The sequence below is a fragment of the Georgenia sunbinii genome (genome assembly GCF_036421875.1).
Lineage (GTDB): Bacteria > Actinomycetota > Actinomycetes > Actinomycetales > Actinomycetaceae > Georgenia_B > Georgenia_B sunbinii.
Genome location: NZ_JAZGOL010000002.1, coordinates 36,597 through 55,830, shown reverse-complemented (window position 1 = coordinate 55,830; position 19,234 = coordinate 36,597). Strand labels below are relative to the sequence as shown.

Genomic DNA, 19,234 nt, shown 5'->3' with positions numbered 1-19,234 from the left:
AGACCAACGATGGAGGACGGATGTCGACGAGGAAGTTGACTCGGGTTACGGCGGCAGTGGCTGTCGGCATGCTCGCGCTCGCTGCTTGCGGGGACGGCGACGGCGGCGGCGACAACGAGGGCGATGGTGGCGGCGGTGGCACCGACGACACCATCGTCGTCGGGATCTCGCTGCCACTCACCGGTGACTTCGCCGAGCCGGGCATGGGTGTCCAGCGCGGCTACGAGACGTGGGCGTCGGTCGTCAACGAGAACGGTGGCCTGCTCGGGCGTGAGGTCGTGCTGAAGATTCTCGACGACGCGTCTTCCGCGGACCGGGTGGTCTCCGACTACGAGTCGCTCATCGCTCAGGACGAGGTCGACCTCGTTTTCGGCCCCTTCTCCACCCGGCTCGTGGTGCCCGCCTCCCGGGTCGCCTCGGAGTACGGGATGCTGTTCGTCGAGCCGGCGGCCGCGGCCGCCGAGGTGTTCGAGAACGGCTTCGAGAACATCTTCTACGCCGCCCCGGCGATCGCGCCCGACCACTACAACCACCTGGTCGACTACATCCTGGCGATGCCCGAGGACGAGCGCCCCCAGACGATGGCCGTGGCCGCGATGGACGACCCGTTCGCCCAGGGCACCGCCTACGGCCTGCGCGACAAGCTCGCCGCCGAGGGCGTCGAGGTGGTCGTCGACGAGGTCTACCCGCCCAACCAGACCGACTTCAGCGCGATCGCGGCGCAGATCGCCGACGCCGACCCCGACCTCGTCGTCGGCGGCACGCAGTACCAGGACGCGGTCAACCTGATCCTCGCGCTGCAGCAGCTGAACTACCAGCCCCGGATGGCGGCGTTCTCCACCGCACCGACGAACCCCGAGTTCCCCGAAGCCATCGGCGGCGACGTCGAGGGCATCCTCTCCCCGACCGGGTACGACAACAACGCCCCCTGGCCGTCGAACGACGAGTTCGTCGCGGCGCACGAGGCGCTGCACGGCGAGCCGCCGCAGGAGGACGAGGCCAACGCCTACACCACCGGCCAGGTCGTCGCCGCCGCCGTCGAGGCGGTCGGCTGCGCCGAGCAGGGCGAGTGCCAGCAGGAGCTCATCGACTACCTCCGCGACGCCACCGTCGACACCGTCGTCGGCCCGCTCGCGTGGGACGAGGCCGGCCGGCCCAACGGCGCGCACATGATCCTGCAGTACGTCGACGGCGAGATCGCCATCGTGCTGCCCGAGGACGCCGCCGAGGCCGAGCTCGTCTACCCCAAGCCCGAGTGGTGATCCACGGGTGATCACTGGGACTCTGCTCTTCCAGAGCCTCATCCTCGGCGTGCTGCTGGGAGGGCTCTACGCCCTCCTGGCAGCGGGACTGACGCTCTACTTCGGGATCATGCGGGTGGTGATGCTCGCCCACGCGGCGTTCATCGTCCTCGCCGCCTACATCGCCTGGCGCTTCTCCAGCACCACCGGGCTCGACCCGATGCTCTCGCTGGTCATCACCATCCCGCTGTTCTTCGGCATCGGGTACGCGATCCAGCGCTACCTCATCTCCCGGCTCAAGCCGGCGACCATGACGATGATGTCAGTGCTCATCACCTTCGCCATCGCGCTCATCATCGAGGGCCTGCTCGGGATGGTCTTCAGCGGCACCCAGCGACGGATCCAGCTGCCGTACGGGGCGTCGAGCATCGACTTCTTCGGTGCCGCGATCCCGGTCGTGCAGATCATCTCCTTCGCGCTCGCCGCGGTCAGCCTCGTCGCGCTCTACCTCGTCCTCAAGAAGACGAAGTTCGGGCGGGCGCTGCGGGCCACGATCCAGCACAAGGACGCCGCCCAGCTCGTCGGCATCGACACCGACAAGGTGGCCGGCTTCGGCTTCGGGCTCGGCCTGGCCACCGCCGCCGTCGGCGGCACGGCGCTGTCGTTGCAGACGACGATCTTCCCGTCCCTCCACTGGCACTGGATCGGCCCGTTGATGGCGATCATCGTCGTCGGCGGCCTCGGCTCGGTGCCGGGGGCGGCCGTCGCCGCCCTTCTCCTCGGCGTGCTGCGGGTCATGCTCGAGATCCCGCTGACGCCCACGTGGGCGCAGACCATCTTCTATCTCGCACTGTTCCTCACCCTCATGGTGCGGCCGCAGGGATTCTTCGGAGGTCGCCTTGCGCAACGCTTCTGACACTCGCTCCACCCGGCGCAGCCTGACCGTCGGTGGCGGCAGCCCCTCACGGTGGCGCCCCATCCTCGGCATCGTCGTCGCCATCGCGCTGCTGGCGCTGTGGCCGTCGATCGCGCCGAACTCCTACATGCTCAGCGCCGGCGTCGTCGTCCTCAACTACGCGGTGTTCGCTACCGCGTGGAACATCATGGGCGGCTTCACCGGGTACATCTCGCTGGGGCACGCGGCCTTCTTCGGCCTCGGTGCGTACGGCACCGCGCTGCTGGTGATCCACACCGAGATCCACTTCGCGCTCGCCATCCTCATCTCGATGGTGGGCACCATGATCATCGCGATCCCGGTCGGCTTCGCCGCGCTGCGGGTCCGTGGGGCCTCGTTCGTCATCGTCACGATCGCCCTCGTGCTCGTCCTCCAGCTCGTGTTCCAGAGCTGGAAGGTCGTCACCGGCGGTTCGTCGGGCCTGGTCGTGCCGCGTCCGTTCCCGGACCTCCTGCGCCCCGAGCACCACGAGCTGTTCTTCTACCTCTTCCTCGGGCTGCTGGCCGTCACCATGGTCGTGTGGTCGGTCATCGACCGGTCGCGGTTCGGTGCGGCGCTCAAGGGCGTCCGCGAGGACGAGGACAAGGCCGAGTCGCTCGGCGCGCCGACCGCCAACCTCAAGCTGGTCGCGTTCGTCATCTCCGCCGGGTTCGTCGCGGTGGCCGGTGGCCTGTACGGCCTGTGGTTCGGCGACCTCGACCCGATCTTCCAGTTCGACATCGTGCTCGGCTCGACCGTCGTCCTCATGGCGCTGCTCGGCGGGATCCGGTTCCTCTTCGGGCCCCTGCTCGGTGCGCTGGTGATCGGCACCGCGCTGGAGTACTTCGTCATGAACTACGGCGACACCCAGTTCCACCTCATCGCCACCGGCCTGCTGCTCGCCGTCGTCGTGCTCTTCCTGCCCGACGGCGTCCTCACCGGCGTCGCCCAGCTGCGGGCACGGCTACGGCCGCAGGCCACCTCGATCCGCGAGCTGTCGGCCGAGGACCTGCGCGCGGAGCAGGACAACCGTCAGCAGGCGCCGCCGGTCGCGGTCCGCACGCCCGACGACGGCGCCACCGACCCGACCACCGAGGAGACCCGATGACCGCGAACGCCATCGACGCGCCGGCGGTGCTGCAGACCACCGACCTCAAGAAGTCCTTCGGCGGGGTGCACGCCGTCGACGGCGCGACGACCACCTTCTACGAGGGCAAGATCAACGGCCTCATCGGCCCCAACGGCTCGGGCAAGACGACGTTCTTCAACTGCGTCACCGGGATGATCCGGCCGGACTCCGGCACGATCGCCATGCACGGCCGGGACGTCACCCGGTGGGCGCCGCACAAGATCGCCCGCGCCGGCCTGGGCCGCAGCTTCCAGCTGTGCCGGGTGTTTCCCCGGATGACGGTGCTGGAGAACATGCTGGTCGCGGTCCAGCCGCGCTCGCTGCGGGAGTACCTGGCCAACACCCGCGACCGGGCGACCGTCGACCGGGCGCGGGCCATGCTCGAGCGGGTCGGTATCGACCACCTCGAGAGCTCCGAGGCGCGTGACATCTCCTACGGTCAGCAGAAGCTGCTCGAGCTGGCCTCGACGCTGATGACCGACCCGCCGTTCGTCATGCTCGACGAGCCCGCCGGCGGGGTGAACCCGGCTCTCATCGAGCGGATCGCCGTGCTCGTGCGTGAGCTCAACGACGAGGGCAAGACCTTCCTCATCGTCGAGCACAACATGGAGCTCATCATGAGCCTGTGCGACCACATCGTGGTGTTCGACCGGGGCCGGCAGATTGCCGCCGGTGCCCCGGGCGTCATCCAGTCCGACCCGCGAGTCCTGGAGGCATACCTTGGCGTCTGACGTTGTTCTCGAGCTGGTCGATGTCGAGGCCGGCTACGGCAAGGCCGCGCTCGTGCTGCGCGGGCTCTCGATCCAGGTGCGCCGCGGCGAGGTGGTCTGCCTCGTCGGGCCCAACGGCGCCGGCAAGTCGACCGTCCTCAAGGTGGCCAGCGGCATGCTGCGGCCACGGTCCGGCAGGGTGGTCCTGGGTGGCACCGACGTCACCGGGCGGGGCCCGCAGCAGCTGCTCCGCAACGGGCTGTCGCACGTGCTCCAGGGGCACAGCGTGTTCCGGGAGATGACGGTCGAGGAGAACGTGCGGCTGGGCGGGTACTCGCTGCCTGACCAGTCCGTCCTCGAGGAGCGGTGCGAGTTCGTCAAGTCGGTCTTCCCGGTCGTGGCGGAGCGGTGGAAGGCGACCGCCGGGCTGCTCTCCGGCGGTCAGCAGAAGCAGGTCGAGTTCGCCCGCGCGATGGTGATCCGGCCCGACGTCGTGCTGCTCGACGAGCCCTCGATGGGGCTGGACCCCAAGCGCACGACGACGATCTTCGAGGAGGTCGACCGGATGCGGCAGAACGGGGTGGCGGTGCTGCTCGTCGAGCAGAACGCGCGCCGAGCGTTGCAGATGGCCGACATCGGTTGCGTGCTCGACCTCGGCCGGGTCTTCGCCACCGGTCCTGCGAGCGAGCTGCTCGCGGACCCCAAGCTCAGCGACCTCTACCTCGGGGGACGCCCGGCCACCGCCTGAGCGTCCACCCGGCGCGACGACGGCCGGTGGTCCCGGAGGAAGAGCTCCAGGGCCACCGGCCGTCGTCGTACTGGTCTCAGACCGCCGGCGGCGGGCTGCCGGGAGGCGGGTTGCCCATGTCGTGACGCTCGACGTACGCGGTGTGGCTGGTGTTGCGGCGCTGGCGCTGCATCACGAACGCGAGGATCAGCGCGATGACGCCCACCGCCATGAGGATGTAGCCGATGGTGTTGATGTTGAACACTTCCCAGGTGTCCGGGCCCAGTCCGAAGGACAGGATTGCGCCGACCACGATGAGGAAGATCCCGCCGCCGATACCCATGACTGCTCCGCTCCGTCGAGTGAACTGCTCGGACCAAGTCTGACGGTGAGGCGACGACGGCGCATCCGGGCGGCAGGAGTCAGACGGTCAGCTCGCGCCCGGCCCGGCGGCGGAGCGTCGGGAAGCCGGCGACGGCGATGACCAGCGCGAGCGCCGCGGCCAGCGCGATGACGACGAAACCGCCGCGCGCACCCACCGCGTCGATGACGGTGCCCGAGACCGACGCCCCGAGCGAGACGCCCACGCCGACGGCCGCGCCGAGCCAGGTGAACCCCTCGGTCAGCCGCCGCGGTGGCACGAGCGACTGGACGAGACCGTTGCCGTTGATGAGGGTCGGCGCGATCGCGAAGCCGGCGACGAAGGCGATGGCGGCGAGCACGGCGGGGGAGTGCGCGAGCAAGAAGGCCGCCGTCCCCGCGGTGAGCAGCGCCGTGCCGAGGATGAAGCGCAGCCACAGCGGGCTGGCCCAGTGCCGCGCGCCGTAGGCGAGGCCGGAGATGAGCGAGCCGAGCGCCATCGCCCCGAGCACGAGGCCGGCGAGCTGCTTGGCCCCGGCCTCCTCGGTGAAGGCGACGACCGACACGTCCGCGCCGCCGAACACCGCGCCGCAGGCGAGGAAGATCCCCATGATCACGAGCATCGCCGGGCTCATCACGCCGCCGGCCGCCGTCGCGTCGTCGTGCCGGCCCGACGGCGGGGGCTCGGTGGCCGTCTGGGAGAGCAGCCAGTAGCCGCCGACGAGGGCCGCGACGAGCGGCGCCACCAGGGCCGACCAGGCGCTCACCCCGGTCGCGAGCAGCGTCGCGATGACCGGCCCGGCGACGAAGGTGAGCTCGTCGAGCGCGGACTCCAGGGCGTAGGCGGTGTGCAGCTCGCCCGGGGTGGACACCGTGCGGGCCCACCGTGCCCGGACCAGCGCGCCCATCGAGCCGATCGTCGAGCCACCGACGACGGCGGTCGCATAGAGCACGTACTCCGGTGCGTGCAGCACGGCCGCGACGATGAGCGCCGCGAGCCCGACGCACGCGACGGCCAGCGCCGGGCGCATCACCCGGGCCTGGCCGTCGCGGTCGATGAGCTTGGCCAGCTGCGGGGAGCAGACGGCCTGGGTGACGACGAAGACCGCCGACACCCGACCGGCGAGGCCGTAGGAGCCGTACAGCGCCGAGACCATCAGCACGATCCCGATGCCGACCATGGAGATCGGCAGCCGGGCGATGAGTCCGGCGGCGGAGAACTGCAGGGCGCCGGGCCGAGCCAGGATCCCGCGGTACGGGTTGAGCACCGCGCCATCATGCCCCACCCGCCCGATCCCCCCGGGCCGCCGCCCGCGCCGCCCCGCGTCCGCGCCGCCCCGCGTCCGCGCGGCCCCGCGTCCCTGCGACTCCGCGCCCGCGCGGCCCCGCGTCCCTGCTCACGGTCGACCGGGGGGTGCGGTCATCGTCCGGGGTCTGCAACAGGGCGGGCTGAGCCGAACCCCCGTTTCACCCGCCGGCAGCGAAGCCCAGCGCGCGCGAGACCGCGCCGCCGCGACCGCGCGCCCGCCGCGGCTGGACGCCCCGGCGGGCGCGCCACCCGCGCGGGCGGGACGTCAGGCGTCGAGCGCGGCGTCGACGACGGACTTCGCCTCGGCCTGCACCGCGGCGAGGTGGTCGGCGCCCTTGAAGGACTCCGCGTAGATCTTGTAGACGTCCTCGGTGCCGGACGGGCGCGCGGCGAACCAGGCGTTCTCGGTGGTCACCTTGAGGCCGCCGATCTTCTCGCCGTTGCCCGGCGCCTCGACGAGCCGGGCGGTGATCGGCTCCCCGGCGAGGGTCGTGGCGGTCACCTGCTCCGGGCTGAGCGCCGCGAGCTTGGCCTTCTGCTCCCGGTTCGCCGGCGCGTCGATCCGCGCGTAGGCGGAGGCGCCGTAGCGCTCGACGAGCTCCTCGTGGAGCTGGCTGGGGCTGCGGCCGGTGACCGCGATGATCTCGGCGGCGAGCAGCGCGAGGATGAGGCCGTCCTTGTCGGTGGTCCACACCGTGCCGTCGGTGCGCAGGAAGGACGCCCCGGCGGACTCCTCGCCGCCGAACCCGACGGAGGAGTCGAGCAGCCCGGGCACGAAGTGCTTGAAGCCCACCGGGACCTCGAGGAGCCGCCGGCCCAGGCCCGCCGCCACCCGGTCGATGAGCGCGGAGGAGACCAGCGTCTTGCCGATGGCGGCGCCCGCCGACCAGCCGGGCCGGTGGCTGAAGAGGTACTCGATGGCGACGGCGAGGAAGTGGTTGGGGTTCATCAGCCCACCGTCGGGGGTGACGATGCCGTGCCGGTCGGCGTCCGCGTCGTTGCCGGTGGCGACGTCGTACGGCGCGGGGGAGCCGTCTGCCGGGCGCATGACGCCCAGCAGCGACGCCATCGCCGACGGCGACGAGCAGTCCATCCGGATCTTGCCGTCCCAGTCCAGGGTCATGAAGGACCACTGCGGATCGACCGTCGGGTTGACCACGGTGAGGTCGAGCCCGTAGCGCTCGCCGATCGCGCCCCAGTACTCCGCCGCCGCGCCGCCGAGCGGGTCGGCGCCGATCCGCACCCCGGACCAGGCGATCGCGCCGAGGTCGACGACGCCGCCGAGGTCGTCGACGTAGGAGGACAGGAAGTCGTGCTTGCGGGTGGTCTCGGCAGCCAGCGCCCGCTCCACCGAGACCCGGGGCACCTGGCCGACGCCGGAGCGCAGGATCTCGTTGGCGCGGTCGGCGATCGCGCCGGTCGCGTCGGAGCCGGCCGGCCCGCCGTGCGGCGGGTTGTACTTGAACCCGCCGTCGCGCGGCGGGTTGTGCGACGGGGTGACGACGATGCCGTCGGCCCGGCCGGGCCCGGCGACGCGGGCGCCCTCACCGGTGCCGGCACCGTTGGCGCGCAGGATGGCCAGCGAGACGGCCGGGGTGGGGGTCCAGGAGTCGCGGGCGTCCACCCGCACCTCGACGCCGGCGGCGGCGAGCACCTCGAGGGCGGTGCGCCACGCGGGCTCGGACAGCGCGTGGGTGTCCCGGCCGATGTACAGCGGACCGTCGGTGCCCTGGCTGCGGCGGTACTCGACGATGGCGGCGGTGGTGGCGATGATGTGCGCCTCGTTGAACGCGCCGTCGAGGCTCGAGCCGCGGTGGCCCGAGGTGCCGAACACCACCTGCTGTGCCGGGTCCTCGGGGTCGGGCTCGCGGTCGTAGTAGGCACCGATGACGGCATCGACGTCGATGAGGTCAGCGGGAAGGGCGCGGGTACCGGCTCGCTCATGCATGACCCGATCCTGCCACCGCCGTCGCCCGGTGTCTGCCGTTACCCCCGGCCGTCGCCTCGGTCGAGATGCGGGGCCAGCGCCCGCCGCAGCCCGTGGCCGTCGGGTGCGGCGACCACCGGCACGTCCGGCGTGCCGCGCAGCCCGCCGCCGTCGTGCCCGCCTCCGGCGTCCAGCGCCTGCGGGGTGCCGTGGGCCAGGACGTGCTCGCCGGCCGTCAGCTGCCGGATCCCGATCGCCGCGACGCGGTCGGGATGCTCCCGGGCGAGCTCGGTGTAGATCTCGGGATCGTGCTGGCCGTCGTCGCCGATGAGCAGCCACCGCACCTGCGGGAAGTCGATCAGGAGCCGGCGGAGGGTGGTGCGCTTGTGCTCCTGGCCGCTGCGGAACCAGCCGGTGTTGGTCGGTCCCCAGTCGGTCATGAGCAGCGGTCCGGCGGGGACGCCGCTCCGACGGAAGAAGCGTTCGACGGCGGGCGCCACGTTCCACGCCCCGGTGGACAGGTAGAGCACGGGGGTGGCGGGCCGGGAGTCGTGCAGCGACCGGAGAAGCTGCGCCATGCCCGGGACCGCCTGACGGGCGGTGGTGTGCCGGACGAAGGTGTTCCACGCCGCGACCAGTGGCCGTGGCACGCGCGTGACCATGACGGTGTCGTCGATGTCGCTGACGACGCCCAGGCGCGTCTCCGGCCCGATGACGAGCACCCGCGCAGTGGTGGGGCGGGCGCCACGGGCGCTGATCGTGATGTCGTGCCAGCCGGCAGGCAGCCGGTGGTCCGGCACGAGGAGGTCGAGGTAGCCGCCGCGGTCGGCCCGCGCTGCGTGGGTGGCGGCGCCGATGCGGATCTCCACCGGCAGGAACGCGACGGGTGCGGTGACGAAGGAGCGCCAGCCCCGTACCGCCTCGGCGGCCTCGGCGAGCTCCGTCCCGGTGGCGCCGGCGTCCGCGGCCGGTGGTGCGCCGTCGTCGTCGCGGGTGAGGACGACGCGGGCCAGTACGCGTAGCGAGTCCAGGTTGCCGTAGCCGGTGAAGGCGATGGTGGTGGGGCGCCACCCGCGCCGACGGAGGAACGGGATGAGACGGCGGTTGAAGCCGTCCTCCAGCGAGGCGCCGAGTGCCGGACGAGTCATGACGCGAACCGTAGGGCAGTTCGCGCGACGCCGCAGAGCGGTCGGACGCGACCGGCAGGTGCGGCAGCGCCCGCTCGACGAGAGGCCCGGCTCCTCGGTTAGCCTGGCTGGCATGAGCTCCATCGACCAGCCCGACCTCCTCGTCTCCGACCTCGACCCCGCTGCCCCGGTCCCCGCCGGGCACGTCCTGCTCGACGTCCGTGAGCAGGAGGAGTGGGACGCCGGCCACGCGCCGGGCGCGCTGCACATCCCGCTCGGTGAGCTGACCGCCCGTATCGACGAGCTGCCCGAGGAGGACCTCCTCGTCGTCTGCCGCTCCGGCGGGCGCTCGTCGCGCGCCACGGCGTGGCTCAACCAGGCCGGCTACGACGCGCGGAACCTCGACGGCGGCATGAAGGCCTGGGCCGCGGCGGAGCTGCCGGTCCGGGCCGACGGCGCCGCCGAGCCGCGCGTCCTCTGATACCTACCGGGGCATCCCCGGCGCGGCCCGTGCGGCCGGCGGCGCCGGACGCGGATAGGCTGCTGCACCATGGGTAAGAAGAGCCGCCGGCAGCAGCCGAGCAACCGCGTCAAGCGCGTCGAGATCCCGTTCGTCGAGCGTCCCTTCGAGGGCCTGCCGGGGGAGACCGACTGGGTCGCGATGCGCGAGATCGTGCCGGCAGCCACCGCCACGGTGCGCACCACCGCCGAGTACGGCGGCCGCGACGTCCTCGTCGCCACCATGCTCCCCGAGCTGTGGCCCGCGCTGCACCGCGAGGACGGCCAGATCCTCGTCGCGCTGCAGACCGCCGCCAAGTCCGGCGACGCCAGCCGCGACGTCGCCGCCGCGCTGCTCCTCGCGCTCGAGGCCGAGCCGGGCGACCCGGTGCTCAGCCTTGGCCAGCTCGAGCCCGGGCCGCGGCTGCAGGACATCCTCGACCTCGACCAGCCCTTCGAGCCGACCATCCACGACGACTTCGCCTACTGGCTGGGCGCCGACGCCGAGCGCACCGCGGAGGTCACCGCAGCCCTCGAGGAGTCCAGCGAGGGCATCGTCGAGACCGTCCCGGTCGAGGGCGTCAGCTCCGCGTACTGGTGCCGGATGGGCCGGGAGTTCCTGCGCTGGGCGCGTCCCGAGCCGCAGGAGGACGTTCTCGACGCCATCGCCCGGCTGCACGCCCGCCGCGAGTCGGCGCTCGACGAGGGCTCACGCTTCGTCGGCGCGTTCCGCGCCGGCGGGCTGCTCATCCCGGTCTGGGAGCTGGCCCCGGGCACCGAGGCGGACGAGCTCGCCGGCCCGTGCCGCGAGCTCGACGAGCGGCTCACTGCCGCGCTCGCCGAGAAGGACCCGCTCGACGCCGAGGCACGCCGCGCCCGAGCCGGGATCGTGTCCCGGCAGGTCACGCTGCGATAGCGGACCGGCGAGTCGAGGCGTAGGACCTGCGTAACGGACCTCCCAGTGACTACTCTTCGAGATGTGACCGGCCGCGCGCAGACTCAGCGGGTCGCCGTCATCATTCCGGCGAAGGACGAGAGTGGCCGGATTGCGGCGACCGTCCGAGCCGCGCGGGCGATTCCGCACGTGGACCTCGTGCTCGTCGTCGACGACGGCTCCGCCGACAACACCCAGGACGTCGCCCGGGCTGCCGGCGCCGTCGTCGTGCGTCACTCCGTCAACCGGGGCAAGGCCTCGGCGATGGAGACCGGCGCCTCGGTGGCGGCGATGCGCGACGTCGAGAACGGGCCGCCCCGGCTGCTGCTGTTCATCGACGCCGATCTCGGTGACACCGCCGTCGGGGTCGCCCCGCTGGTGGCCGCCATCCGTGGGGGCACCGCCGACTGCGCGATCGCTGTGCTGCCGCCGCAGCCTGGTGCCGGCGGTCGGGGGATCGTCACCGGCCGGGCCCGGCGGGCGATCGCCCGAGCGACCGGCTGGGTCCCGACGCAGCCGTTGTCCGGCCAGCGGTGCCTCACCCGGGCCGCCTTCGAGGCCGCGCGCCCGCTCGCCTCGGGGTGGGGCGTGGAGACGGGCATGACGATCGACCTCCTCGTGCAGGGCTTCACGCTCGTGGAGGTGCCGTGCGACCTGCGGCACCGCCCCAGCCGCAACGACCTCGGTGGCCAGTTCCACCGCGCCGCGCAGTACCGCGACGTCTCCATCGCCACCACGGTGCGCCGCGCCCGCGGCGTCGGCCTCAGCTTCAAGCAGCTCGGTGACCGGCCCGCGACGCAGCGGCCCGGCAAGCCCTACCGAGCGATCGCCGCCCGGCCCGCGCCGGCCACCGACGCCTAGCGTCCGGCGGGCGGCTGCAGCGTGCCGCGCAGCGTGAGCAGCCAGCCGGCGATGACGGCGATGAGCAGCGGCACCGCCATCGCCACCCCGATCGCCGGGATGACGATGCCGGAGTCGTTCACCGCGAAGCCGATGCCGAGGGCGACGCCCAGCGCCACCAGGCCGGGGCGCAGCATCCGGGCGTCGGCGTCCAGCCGGTGCAGCGAGGACCCCTCGGCGAGCCAGCCGTAGGTCGCCCGGTCGCCGCGGCGGGCGGCCTCCCGCAGCGGCCGGCTGAGGACGACGATGACGAGCGCGATCCCGCCGATCGCGAGGAACGTCAGGGTGGAGCCGAACAGGTTCGACAGGTTCTGGCCGAGCTTGCGCAGAACGACGTCGACCAGGCCGCCGTCGAGCACGGTCTCGATGAACCGTCCCAGGTGGGTGCGGTCCGCCGCCGGCCGCAGCCAGTCGAGCACCGAGAAGGAGATGGTGATGACCGCGGTGACGCCGAGCACCGCGAGGACCCGCCGCCAGCTGAGCCGGACGCCCAGGGTGAGCAGCGCGAGCAGCGTGAAGGCGGGGACGAGGGCCGGTGGCCCGCCGAAGTCCGCGCCGATGCCCGGCAGCCCGTTGAGCGCGGTGGCGACGAGGCCGACGGCCGCCACGACGCCCGCCGCAACCCGCCGCCGGCCGCGGCGCACGAGCGGCTCGGCGAGGCAGGTGGCGAGCAGCACGGTCGCCGTCGCCCACAGCGTGAACGAGGAGTTGTTGAAGCCGTAGAACCGGCCGCCGACCTGCGGCTGGATCCCCATGAGCGCGCCGAGCTGCAGCCGCGCACCGGTGACGACGTCGACCGCGAGGACGACGGTGGTGAGGCCGGCGACCACCGCCACCGGGGCGAGGATGTGGTGGCGCCACGGCCGCGCGAGCGCCAGGCCGGAGACCAGTGCCGCGATCGCGACGGTCGCGGTGTAGACCACCAGTCCGGGCGAGCCGGTGCGCCACCACGGCAGCAGGTTGGTGAGGTAGCTCGCGACCGGGATCGCCGCGACGGTGACCGCGACCGCCCGCAGCGGCATCAGCGCGACCGACGGGTCGGCGGCCACCGAGCGGCGCCACCGGCCGGCCTGACGGCGGTCGAGCCAGGCGGCGACGCGGTCGAGGAAGCGCCGGTTGAAGCCGACCGTCACCGCGGCGTAGAGCAGCAGGTTGACGAGGATGAGGCCGGAGAAGAATGGTGCGGTCAGCGGCCGCACGGCCACGGCGTGGCGGTTCTCGTCGGTGAGCACCGCGATCCGCGCGGCGCCGCCGCGGCCGTCGGGCGCGGGCAGCACCGGTGCCCCGGAGAGGCCGCCCGGTGCCGGCACCCCGAGGAGGTCGAGCACCGTCGGCAGCACGTCGGTGGTCTGCGCCATGCCCGGCTGCCGGGTGGACCGGGTGCCGAGCAGGCCGGGCTCCAGGCCGGGGCCGTCCAGCGCGAGGACCTGCATGAGCGGCTCGGTGCCGGAGTCCGCCAACGAGCCGAGCAGCACCGTGGCGTCCGGGCCGAGCGCGGTGACGACGGCGCCGACGCGCTCCTCCACGGCGGCGACCTGCTCGGTGCGGTCGAGTCCGGCGAGCGGCCAGTCCGCGGGCGAGGTCGGGTCATCGCTCTCCTCGGGCAGCGGCCCGGCGAAGGCGGGGTCGTCGGCCGGGACCAGCGGGCTGCCGCGGTCCCGGACCGCGCCGACGTCCACGACGACGATCGCGGAGCCCGCCGTCGCTGCTGCGGTGGCGGCGCCGAGCTCCTCCGGTGCCGCCGGGCGGGGGAGGTAGTCGGCCGCCAGGGTGCCGTCGGCGCCCGCCAGCGCGACCGCCGCCCCGGGGCCGACCGCGGTGGCGGTGACGCCCTCGGTGGTGAGCGTGTCGCCGAGCAGCCCGAGGCGGGCGTCGTAGTCGGCGTCCGCCGCTGCTTCGAGGTACGTCGACCAGCCGGGGACCTCGCCGTCGACGGGGTCGGCGAGCAGGCGGCACGCACCGGTCTGTGCGGCGGGGACGTCCGCCGCGCGCCGTCCGGCGGAGACCGCGAGCCAGCCGTCGGCCGGGCAGGCGCTGGTCCGGACCGAGCGGACGACGAGGTTCGCGATCGCCCCACGCTCGGCCAGCGCCCACAGCTCGGGGGTGGCGACCGCCGAGAGGTCCTCCCACCGCAGGCCGGCGGTACCGAGGAGGACGACGCCGGCGGTGGCGTCCGGCAGCTCGTCGCCGGTCGTCGGCGCCTCGTCCTCGACCGCGGCGAACGCCGAGCCGGCGAGCGGCACGACGAGCGCGGCGACGAGCATGAGCGCGAGCAGAGCTATGCCCACTCGGACCAGGGGTCGGTTACGTCGCCTCACGCCGGAAGCCTACGTGCCGTGCCGGGGCGGCTCGTCGCTGCCATAGGCTCGGCACGCGCACTGGTGCGGTGCGCGTCGTCACGCGGAGAGGGACGCCATGGTCGACACGCCGTCGAGCCGCTACGCCTACCTGGGCCCGGCCGGCACGTTCAGCGAGGCCGCCCTGCGCAGCCACCTGGCCGGCGAGGACGTCGACGCGGTGCCGTGCACCGACGTCGTCGCGGCGCTCGACGCGGTGCGCACCGGCGCCGTCGACCGCGCGGTGGTCCCGATCGAGAACTCCATCGAGGGCGGCGTCAACGCCACCCTGGACAGCCTGGCAGGACCGGCCGGGCCGCTCGTCGTCGTCGGCGAGGTGGTGGTGCCGGTGCAGTTCGTGCTCGCGGCCCTGCCGGGGACGACGCTCGACGACGTCGCCCGGGTCGCGACGCACCCGCACGCGTGGGCACAGTGCCGGGGGTGGGCGGCGCGCCGGCTCGACGGCGCGGTCCACGTGCCGGCAACCTCCACGGCGGCGGCCGCCGCCGAGCTCGCCGAGGCCGGCAGCCGGGCGGTGGCAGGCTACGACGCCGCGCTGTGCTCCGAGCTCTCCGCCGAGCGCTACGGGCTGGTGGTGCTCGCCGGCGGCGTCGCGGACAACCCGCACGGAGTCACCCGGTTCGTCGTCGTGTCGCGTCCCGGGGTGCTCCCGGCACCGACCGGGGCGGACAAGACGACCGTCGTCGTCCACCTGGCCGACAACGAGGCCGGCGCGCTGCTGCGGATGCTCGACCAGTTCGCGGTCCGTGGCGTCAACCTCTCCCGCATCGAGTCGCGGCCGGTGGGCGACTCGTTGGGGCGGTACTCCTTCTCGATGGACATCGAGGGGCACGTGACCGAGGAGCGGGTCCGGGCCACCCTCATCGCGCTGCACCGGGTGTGCCCGCTCGTGCGGTTCCTCGGCTCCTACCCGCGCGCCGACCGGCAGCGGCCGCACCTGGCGGCGGGCACCCACGACGCCGACTTCGTCGCCGCCCGCGACTGGGCGGCCACGCTCCTCGGCGGTGGGGTGTGAGCGCCGGCGGCGACGGCCGGCGCCTCGTGCGGACCCGTCGCGCGCTCGCGGGCCTGTACTGGCGGTGCAGCCGCTGGCAGCCGGACCCGCAGCCGCCCCCCGGCGACGGCGGCATCCTCCTCGGTGCCCCGCACACCTCCAACTGGGACTTCGTCCTCATGCTCGCGCTCGCCTGGCACTGGGGGATCCCGGTGCGCTACCTCGGCAAGGCGAGCCTCTTCACGCGTCCGTTCGGCCGGCTGATGCGGGCGCTGGGCGGTATCCCGGTGCAACGGGACGATCCGAGCCGGCTCGTCCCCGAGCTCGTCGCCGAGCTGCGCGGCCGCCAGGCCTACCTCGTCATCACCCCCGAGGGCACCCGCGGCCCGGCGCCGTACTGGAAGTCCGGCTTCTACCGGATCGCGCGGGAGGCCGGGCTGCCCGTCACGCTCGGCTACGTCGACCGCCGGGTGATGACCGCCGGGCTCGGCCCGACGCTCACGCTCACCGGCGACGTCACCGCCGACATGGACCGGGTCCGGGCGTTCTACGCCGGCAAGGTGGGGGTCAAGGGCGCCCGTCCCGTCCCGCGGCTGCGCTCCGAGGACGAGCCCGCTCCGCAGTAGCCGGCGCCGCGGCAGTGCCCGGGCGCGGCGCCGGTGCGGTGCCTCGCCCGGTGGCGCGCACCGCCAGGCAGTACGGTTCGGCCATGGGCTGGGAGATGTGGATCGCCGTCGCGGCGTTGGTCGTCGCGATCGCTGGGCTGGTCGTCGGGCTGCTGGTCTGGCGGGCGCTGCGCCGCCGCACGCCGTCGTTCGCGAACGACGAGCCGGCGGCGGCACGGTCCGAGGAGCCGCCAGGGCCACCGGCGGTCGTCTTCAACCCGTCCAAGGAACGTGACTGGGACCGGATCCGCGAGCTGGTGGCCCAGGTCGCCGGCGAGACCGGGCTGCCGGAGCCGATCTGGCTGGAGACCACGGTCGAGGACCCGGGTGCCGGCCCGGCGCGCGAGGCGGTCGCGCGTGGCGCGTCGGTCGTCATCGCCGCCGGCGGGGACGGCACGGTGCGGGCGGTGGCCGAAGGGCTGGCGGGCGGCACCGTCCCGATGGGGCTGCTGCCGCTGGGCACCGGCAACCTGCTGGCCCGCAACCTCGACATCCCCCTCATCGGGATGCGGGACATGGTGACGGTGGCGGTCACCGGCCGCGACCGGCCGATGGACCTCGGCTGGCTACGGCTGGAACGGGCCGAGCCCGCCCCCGGTGACGAGCCGGCAGCCGGCGAGGCGCAGACCGGCAGCGACGACGGCGCGCCGGCGGGCAGCACGGCCGTTGCCCCGCCGCCCGTCCCCACCGGGTCGGACGAGCGTGAGCACGTGTTCCTCGTCATCGGCGGGATGGGTTTCGACGCCGCGATGGTCGGCGGGGCCGACGACGAGCTCAAGGCCAAGATCGGCTGGATCGCGTACTTCGTCGGCGGGGTCCGGCACCTCGTCGGGCGCAAGATCCACGCCACGATCGTCATCGGTGGCTCCGAGGAGTCCGCGGCGTTCCATGCCCGCACGGTGCTCGTCGCCAACTGCGGGCGGCTGCCGGGCGGCGTCGTGCTGTTCCCCGACGCGCAGCTCGACGACGGCTGGCTGGACATCGCCGCGATCGACACCCGCGGCGGCCTCATCGGCTGGGTGGACCTGCTCGGCAAGGTGGTGCTGCAGGGGCTGGGCATCCGTAACGACCGGTTGCCCTACGCCACCGGGACGATGGACTTCCGGCGCTCGCAGACGGTCACCGTGCGGACCTCGCAGCCCGAGCCCGTCCAGGTCGACGGCGACCTGCTGGGCGACGCCGTCGCCGTCCATGCCCGGGTGCAGCCCGGCGGGCTGCTGGTGCGAACCCCCTGACGCCGCCCGCCCGGTTAGGCTCGGGGCGTGATCGATCTCAAAACCCTCCGCGAGACCCCCGACGCCGTCCGTGCCAGCCAGCGCGCCCGGGGCGAGGACCCCGACCTCGTGGACGCGGTGCTGTCCGCCGACGAGCAGCGCCGCGCCACCCTCACCGCCTTCGAGGAGCTGCGGGCCGAGCAGAACACGGTGAGCCGGAGCGTGGGGAAGGCGTCGCCGCAGGAGCGGCCCGCGGTGCTCGCCCGCGCCAAGCAGCTCGCCGAGGGGGTCAAGGCGGCCAACGTCACCGCGACCGCCGCGGGCGAGGCTGCCGACCAGGTGCTGCGGCAGCTGTCGAACATCGTCCTCGACGGCGTGCCCGCCGGTGGTGAGGACGACTTCGTCGTGCTGCGCCACGAGGGCGCGCGGCCCGAGCTCGCCGGGGACGTGCGCGACCACCTCGAGCTGGGGGAGGGGCTGGCCGCCATCGACATGAAGCGCGGCGCGAAGGTCGCCGGCGCCCGCTTCTACTTCCTCACCGGGATCGGCGCCCGGCTGGAGCTGGCGCTGCTCAACGCGGCGATGGACCAGGCGATCGCCGCCGGGTTCACCCCGATGATCACCCCGACGTTGGTGGGCCCCGAGATGATGGCCGGCACCGGCTTCCTCGGCGCGCACGCCGACGAGATCTACCACCTGCCGGCCGACGACCTGTACCTCACCGGCACCTCGGAGGTCGCGCTCGCCGGCTACCACGCCGACGAGCTGCTCGACCTCTCGCAGGGCCCGATGCGCTACGCCGGCTGGTCCACCTGCTACCGCCGCGAGGCCGGCTCCTACGGCAAGGACACCCGCGGCATCATCCGCGTCCACCAGTTCAACAAGGTGGAGATGTTCAGCTACACCGCTCCCGAGGACGCGGCGGACGAGCACGAGCGCCTGCTCGCCTGGGAGGAGGAGATGCTCGCCAAGGTCGAGCTGCCCTACCGGGTGATCGACGTCGCCGCCGGTGACCTCGGTGCCTCCGCCGCCCGCAAGTTCGACTGCGAGGCGTGGTTGCCCAGCCAGGAGCGGTACATGGAGGTCACCTCCACCTCGAACTGCACGTCGTTCCAGGCCCGGCGGCTGCGGATCCGCCACCGCGGCGCCAGCGGCAACGAGCCGGTCGCCACCCTCAACGGCACGCTGGCGACCACCCGCTGGCTGGTGGCGATCCTGGAGAACCACCAGCAGCCCGACGGCTCGGTCCGGGTGCCGGCGGGCCTGCAGCCCTACCTCGGTGGCCTCGAGGTACTCACCCCGGTGGTGGGCCGATGACGACGCCGGTCGAGGTCAGCGTCGACGACGTCCGCGCCGCGCTCCCGGCCGCGGTGCCGGTTGCGGGCCCCGAGCTGCTCGTCGCCCTCGACATCGACGGCACGCTCATCGACCACGACCAGCGGATGACCGCTGCGGTGCGGGACGCGGTCGCCGCGCTGCGCGACACCGGCGCCCACGTGGTGCTGGCGACGGGCCGGTCGATGTCCGCGACGCTGCCGATCCTCGAGGCGCTCGACCTGCACCACGGCTGGGCGGTGTGCTCCAACGGGGCGGTGTGCCTGCGGCTGGACCCAGCGCTCGACGGCGGGCACGAGATCAGCGACGTCGTCACCTTCGACCCGGAGCCCGCGCTGCGGCTGCTGCGGGCCGAGCTGCCCGAGGGGCTGTTCGCCGTCGAGGACGTCGGCCGCGGCTACAAGGTCTCCAGCCCGTTCCCCCTCGGCGAGCTCTCCGGTGAGGTCACCGTGGTGGACTTCGAGGAGCTGTGCCAGGCACCGGCGTCCCGCGTGACGCTGCGGGCGCCGCACCTGTCCGCCGCCGACTTCCACGCCCTCGTCGACCGGGTCGGGCTGCACGGCGTCTCCTACGCCGTGGGCTGGACGGCGTGGCTCGACCTCGCGCCCGACGGCGTCTCCAAGGCCAGCGCGCTGGAGATGCTGCGCGAGCGCCTCCGGCTGGCAGCGGGGGCGAGCGTCGCGGCCGGCGACGGGCGCAACGACATCGAGATGCTCGGCTGGGCCGGGTTCGGTGTCGCGATGGGCGGCGCGGACGACGTCACCCGGCAGGCCGCCGACCTCGTCACCGCGGCGGTGGAGGAGGACGGCGTCGTCCCCGTGCTGCGAGCGCTGCTGCCCTGATTTACGCCACTTCCTGGCGTTGAGTGACCAG

The 19,234-nt window shown here is 73.5% G+C and carries 18 protein-coding genes; 13 read left to right on the top strand and 5 right to left on the bottom strand.

The annotated features are described in order from the left end of the window. The first annotated feature begins 20 nt into the window (after positions 1–20). Genes V2J52_RS04735 through V2J52_RS04715 form a run of 5 tightly spaced genes read left to right on the top strand, consistent with a single transcriptional unit; the run spans position 21 to position 4,762 of the window. Positions 21–1,262 carry an amino acid ABC transporter substrate-binding protein gene (locus tag V2J52_RS04735; protein WP_331226535.1) on the top strand — a complete coding sequence of 414 codons (1,242 nt, stop codon included), beginning with the start codon at positions 21–23 and terminating at the stop codon, positions 1,260–1,262. Between the two features lie 10 nt (positions 1,263–1,272). Beyond that, entirely contained in the window at positions 1,273–2,157 is an 885-nt protein-coding gene (locus tag V2J52_RS04730; protein WP_491062174.1) for a branched-chain amino acid ABC transporter permease, read from the top strand. Then, complete coding sequence (locus V2J52_RS04725) at positions 2,141–3,283, top strand: branched-chain amino acid ABC transporter permease (protein WP_331226533.1); 1,143 nt, start codon at positions 2,141–2,143, stop codon at positions 3,281–3,283. Before V2J52_RS04730 ends, V2J52_RS04725 begins: the two co-directional genes overlap by 17 nt. Next, positions 3,280–4,035, top strand: coding sequence for an ABC transporter ATP-binding protein (locus V2J52_RS04720; protein WP_331226532.1), 756 nt, complete (start codon positions 3,280–3,282; stop codon positions 4,033–4,035). The genes V2J52_RS04725 and V2J52_RS04720 overlap by 4 nt, the downstream gene beginning before the upstream one ends. Beyond that, positions 4,025–4,762, top strand: a complete 738-nt coding sequence (locus tag V2J52_RS04715) for an ABC transporter ATP-binding protein (protein ID WP_331226531.1) — start codon at positions 4,025–4,027, stop codon at positions 4,760–4,762. The genes V2J52_RS04720 and V2J52_RS04715 overlap by 11 nt, the downstream gene beginning before the upstream one ends. Positions 4,763–4,838: 76 nt before the next feature. Here V2J52_RS04715 and V2J52_RS04710 read toward each other — a convergent pair whose 3' ends face one another. The 4 genes from V2J52_RS04710 to V2J52_RS04695 form a co-directional block, all read right to left on the bottom strand. Further along, a complete protein-coding gene (locus tag V2J52_RS04710; protein WP_331226530.1) occupies positions 4,839–5,084 on the bottom strand; it encodes a DUF6458 family protein in 246 nt (81 codons plus the stop codon). A gap of 79 nt (positions 5,085–5,163) precedes the next feature. Then, on the bottom strand, positions 5,164–6,369 hold the full coding sequence (locus tag V2J52_RS04705; protein ID WP_331226529.1) for an MFS transporter: 1,206 nt from the start codon (positions 6,367–6,369) through the stop codon (positions 5,164–5,166). Positions 6,370–6,675: 306 nt separating this feature from the next. Beyond that, positions 6,676–8,358, bottom strand: a complete 1,683-nt coding sequence (gene pgm, locus V2J52_RS04700) for a phosphoglucomutase (alpha-D-glucose-1,6-bisphosphate-dependent) (protein WP_331226528.1) — start codon at positions 8,356–8,358, stop codon at positions 6,676–6,678. 38 nt (positions 8,359–8,396) lie between these two features. After that, positions 8,397–9,485, bottom strand: a complete 1,089-nt coding sequence (locus tag V2J52_RS04695; RefSeq protein WP_331226527.1) for an App1 family protein phosphatidate phosphatase — start codon at positions 9,483–9,485, stop codon at positions 8,397–8,399. A 112-nt stretch (positions 9,486–9,597) separates the two neighbouring features. On the opposite strand from V2J52_RS04695, the gene V2J52_RS04690 reads away from it, so the two are divergent. The 3 genes from V2J52_RS04690 to V2J52_RS04680 all read left to right on the top strand — a co-directional run bounded on the left by V2J52_RS04690 (position 9,598) and on the right by V2J52_RS04680 (position 11,757). Continuing rightward, a complete protein-coding gene (locus V2J52_RS04690) occupies positions 9,598–9,945 on the top strand; it encodes a rhodanese-like domain-containing protein (protein WP_331226526.1) in 348 nt (115 codons plus the stop codon). A gap of 69 nt (positions 9,946–10,014) precedes the next feature. After that, on the top strand, positions 10,015–10,878 hold the full coding sequence (locus V2J52_RS04685) for a DUF5926 family protein (protein ID WP_331226525.1): 864 nt from the start codon (positions 10,015–10,017) through the stop codon (positions 10,876–10,878). Between the two features lie 45 nt (positions 10,879–10,923). Beyond that, a complete protein-coding gene (locus tag V2J52_RS04680; RefSeq protein WP_434056373.1) occupies positions 10,924–11,757 on the top strand; it encodes a glycosyltransferase family 2 protein in 834 nt (277 codons plus the stop codon). On the opposite strand, the gene V2J52_RS04675 is transcribed toward V2J52_RS04680, so the two are convergent. Further along, the gene (locus tag V2J52_RS04675) at positions 11,754–14,114 is read right to left on the bottom strand and encodes a hypothetical protein (protein ID WP_331226523.1); all 2,361 of its coding nucleotides are present in this window, start codon (positions 14,112–14,114) and stop codon (positions 11,754–11,756) included. The genes V2J52_RS04680 and V2J52_RS04675 overlap by 4 nt on opposite strands. A 97-nt stretch (positions 14,115–14,211) precedes the next feature. Here V2J52_RS04675 and pheA point away from each other — a divergent pair, with 97 nt between their 5' ends. The 5 genes from pheA to V2J52_RS04650 all read left to right on the top strand — a co-directional run bounded on the left by pheA (position 14,212) and on the right by V2J52_RS04650 (position 19,203). Further along, positions 14,212–15,168, top strand: a complete 957-nt coding sequence (gene pheA, locus V2J52_RS04670) for a prephenate dehydratase (RefSeq protein ID WP_331226522.1) — start codon at positions 14,212–14,214, stop codon at positions 15,166–15,168. Beyond that, entirely contained in the window at positions 15,165–15,773 is a 609-nt protein-coding gene (locus tag V2J52_RS04665) for a 1-acyl-sn-glycerol-3-phosphate acyltransferase (protein ID WP_331226521.1), read from the top strand. Before pheA ends, V2J52_RS04665 begins: the two co-directional genes overlap by 4 nt. An 83-nt stretch (positions 15,774–15,856) precedes the next feature. Then, complete coding sequence (locus V2J52_RS04660) at positions 15,857–17,047, top strand: diacylglycerol/lipid kinase family protein (protein WP_331226520.1); 1,191 nt, start codon at positions 15,857–15,859, stop codon at positions 17,045–17,047. 27 nt (positions 17,048–17,074) lie between these two features. Beyond that, positions 17,075–18,343, top strand: a complete 1,269-nt coding sequence (gene serS / locus V2J52_RS04655; RefSeq protein ID WP_331226519.1) for a serine--tRNA ligase — start codon at positions 17,075–17,077, stop codon at positions 18,341–18,343. After that, entirely contained in the window at positions 18,340–19,203 is an 864-nt protein-coding gene (locus tag V2J52_RS04650; protein WP_331226518.1) for an HAD family hydrolase, read from the top strand. Before serS ends, V2J52_RS04650 begins: the two co-directional genes overlap by 4 nt. The last annotated feature ends 31 nt before the right edge of the window (positions 19,204–19,234 follow it).

What these genes read in the sequence shown, in the direction of transcription:
- V2J52_RS04720 (WP_331226532.1), top strand. Translation starts at nt 3,280, where the DNA reads ATGACCGCGAACGCCATCGACGCGCCGGCGGTGCTGCAGACCACCGAC.
- V2J52_RS04735 (WP_331226535.1), top strand. Translation starts at nt 21, where the DNA reads ATGTCGACGAGGAAGTTGACTCGGGTTACGGCGGCAGTGGCTGTCGGC.
- pgm (WP_331226528.1), bottom strand. Translation starts at nt 8,358, where the DNA reads ATGCATGAGCGAGCCGGTACCCGCGCCCTTCCCGCTGACCTCATCGAC.
- V2J52_RS04690 (WP_331226526.1), top strand. Translation starts at nt 9,598, where the DNA reads ATGAGCTCCATCGACCAGCCCGACCTCCTCGTCTCCGACCTCGACCCC.
- pheA (WP_331226522.1), top strand. Translation starts at nt 14,212, where the DNA reads ATGGTCGACACGCCGTCGAGCCGCTACGCCTACCTGGGCCCGGCCGGC.
- V2J52_RS04660 (WP_331226520.1), top strand. Translation starts at nt 15,857, where the DNA reads ATGGGCTGGGAGATGTGGATCGCCGTCGCGGCGTTGGTCGTCGCGATC.
- V2J52_RS04695 (WP_331226527.1), bottom strand. Translation starts at nt 9,485, where the DNA reads ATGACTCGTCCGGCACTCGGCGCCTCGCTGGAGGACGGCTTCAACCGC.
- V2J52_RS04685 (WP_331226525.1), top strand. Translation starts at nt 10,015, where the DNA reads ATGGGTAAGAAGAGCCGCCGGCAGCAGCCGAGCAACCGCGTCAAGCGC.
- V2J52_RS04710 (WP_331226530.1), bottom strand. Translation starts at nt 5,084, where the DNA reads ATGGGTATCGGCGGCGGGATCTTCCTCATCGTGGTCGGCGCAATCCTG.
- V2J52_RS04650 (WP_331226518.1), top strand. Translation starts at nt 18,340, where the DNA reads ATGACGACGCCGGTCGAGGTCAGCGTCGACGACGTCCGCGCCGCGCTC.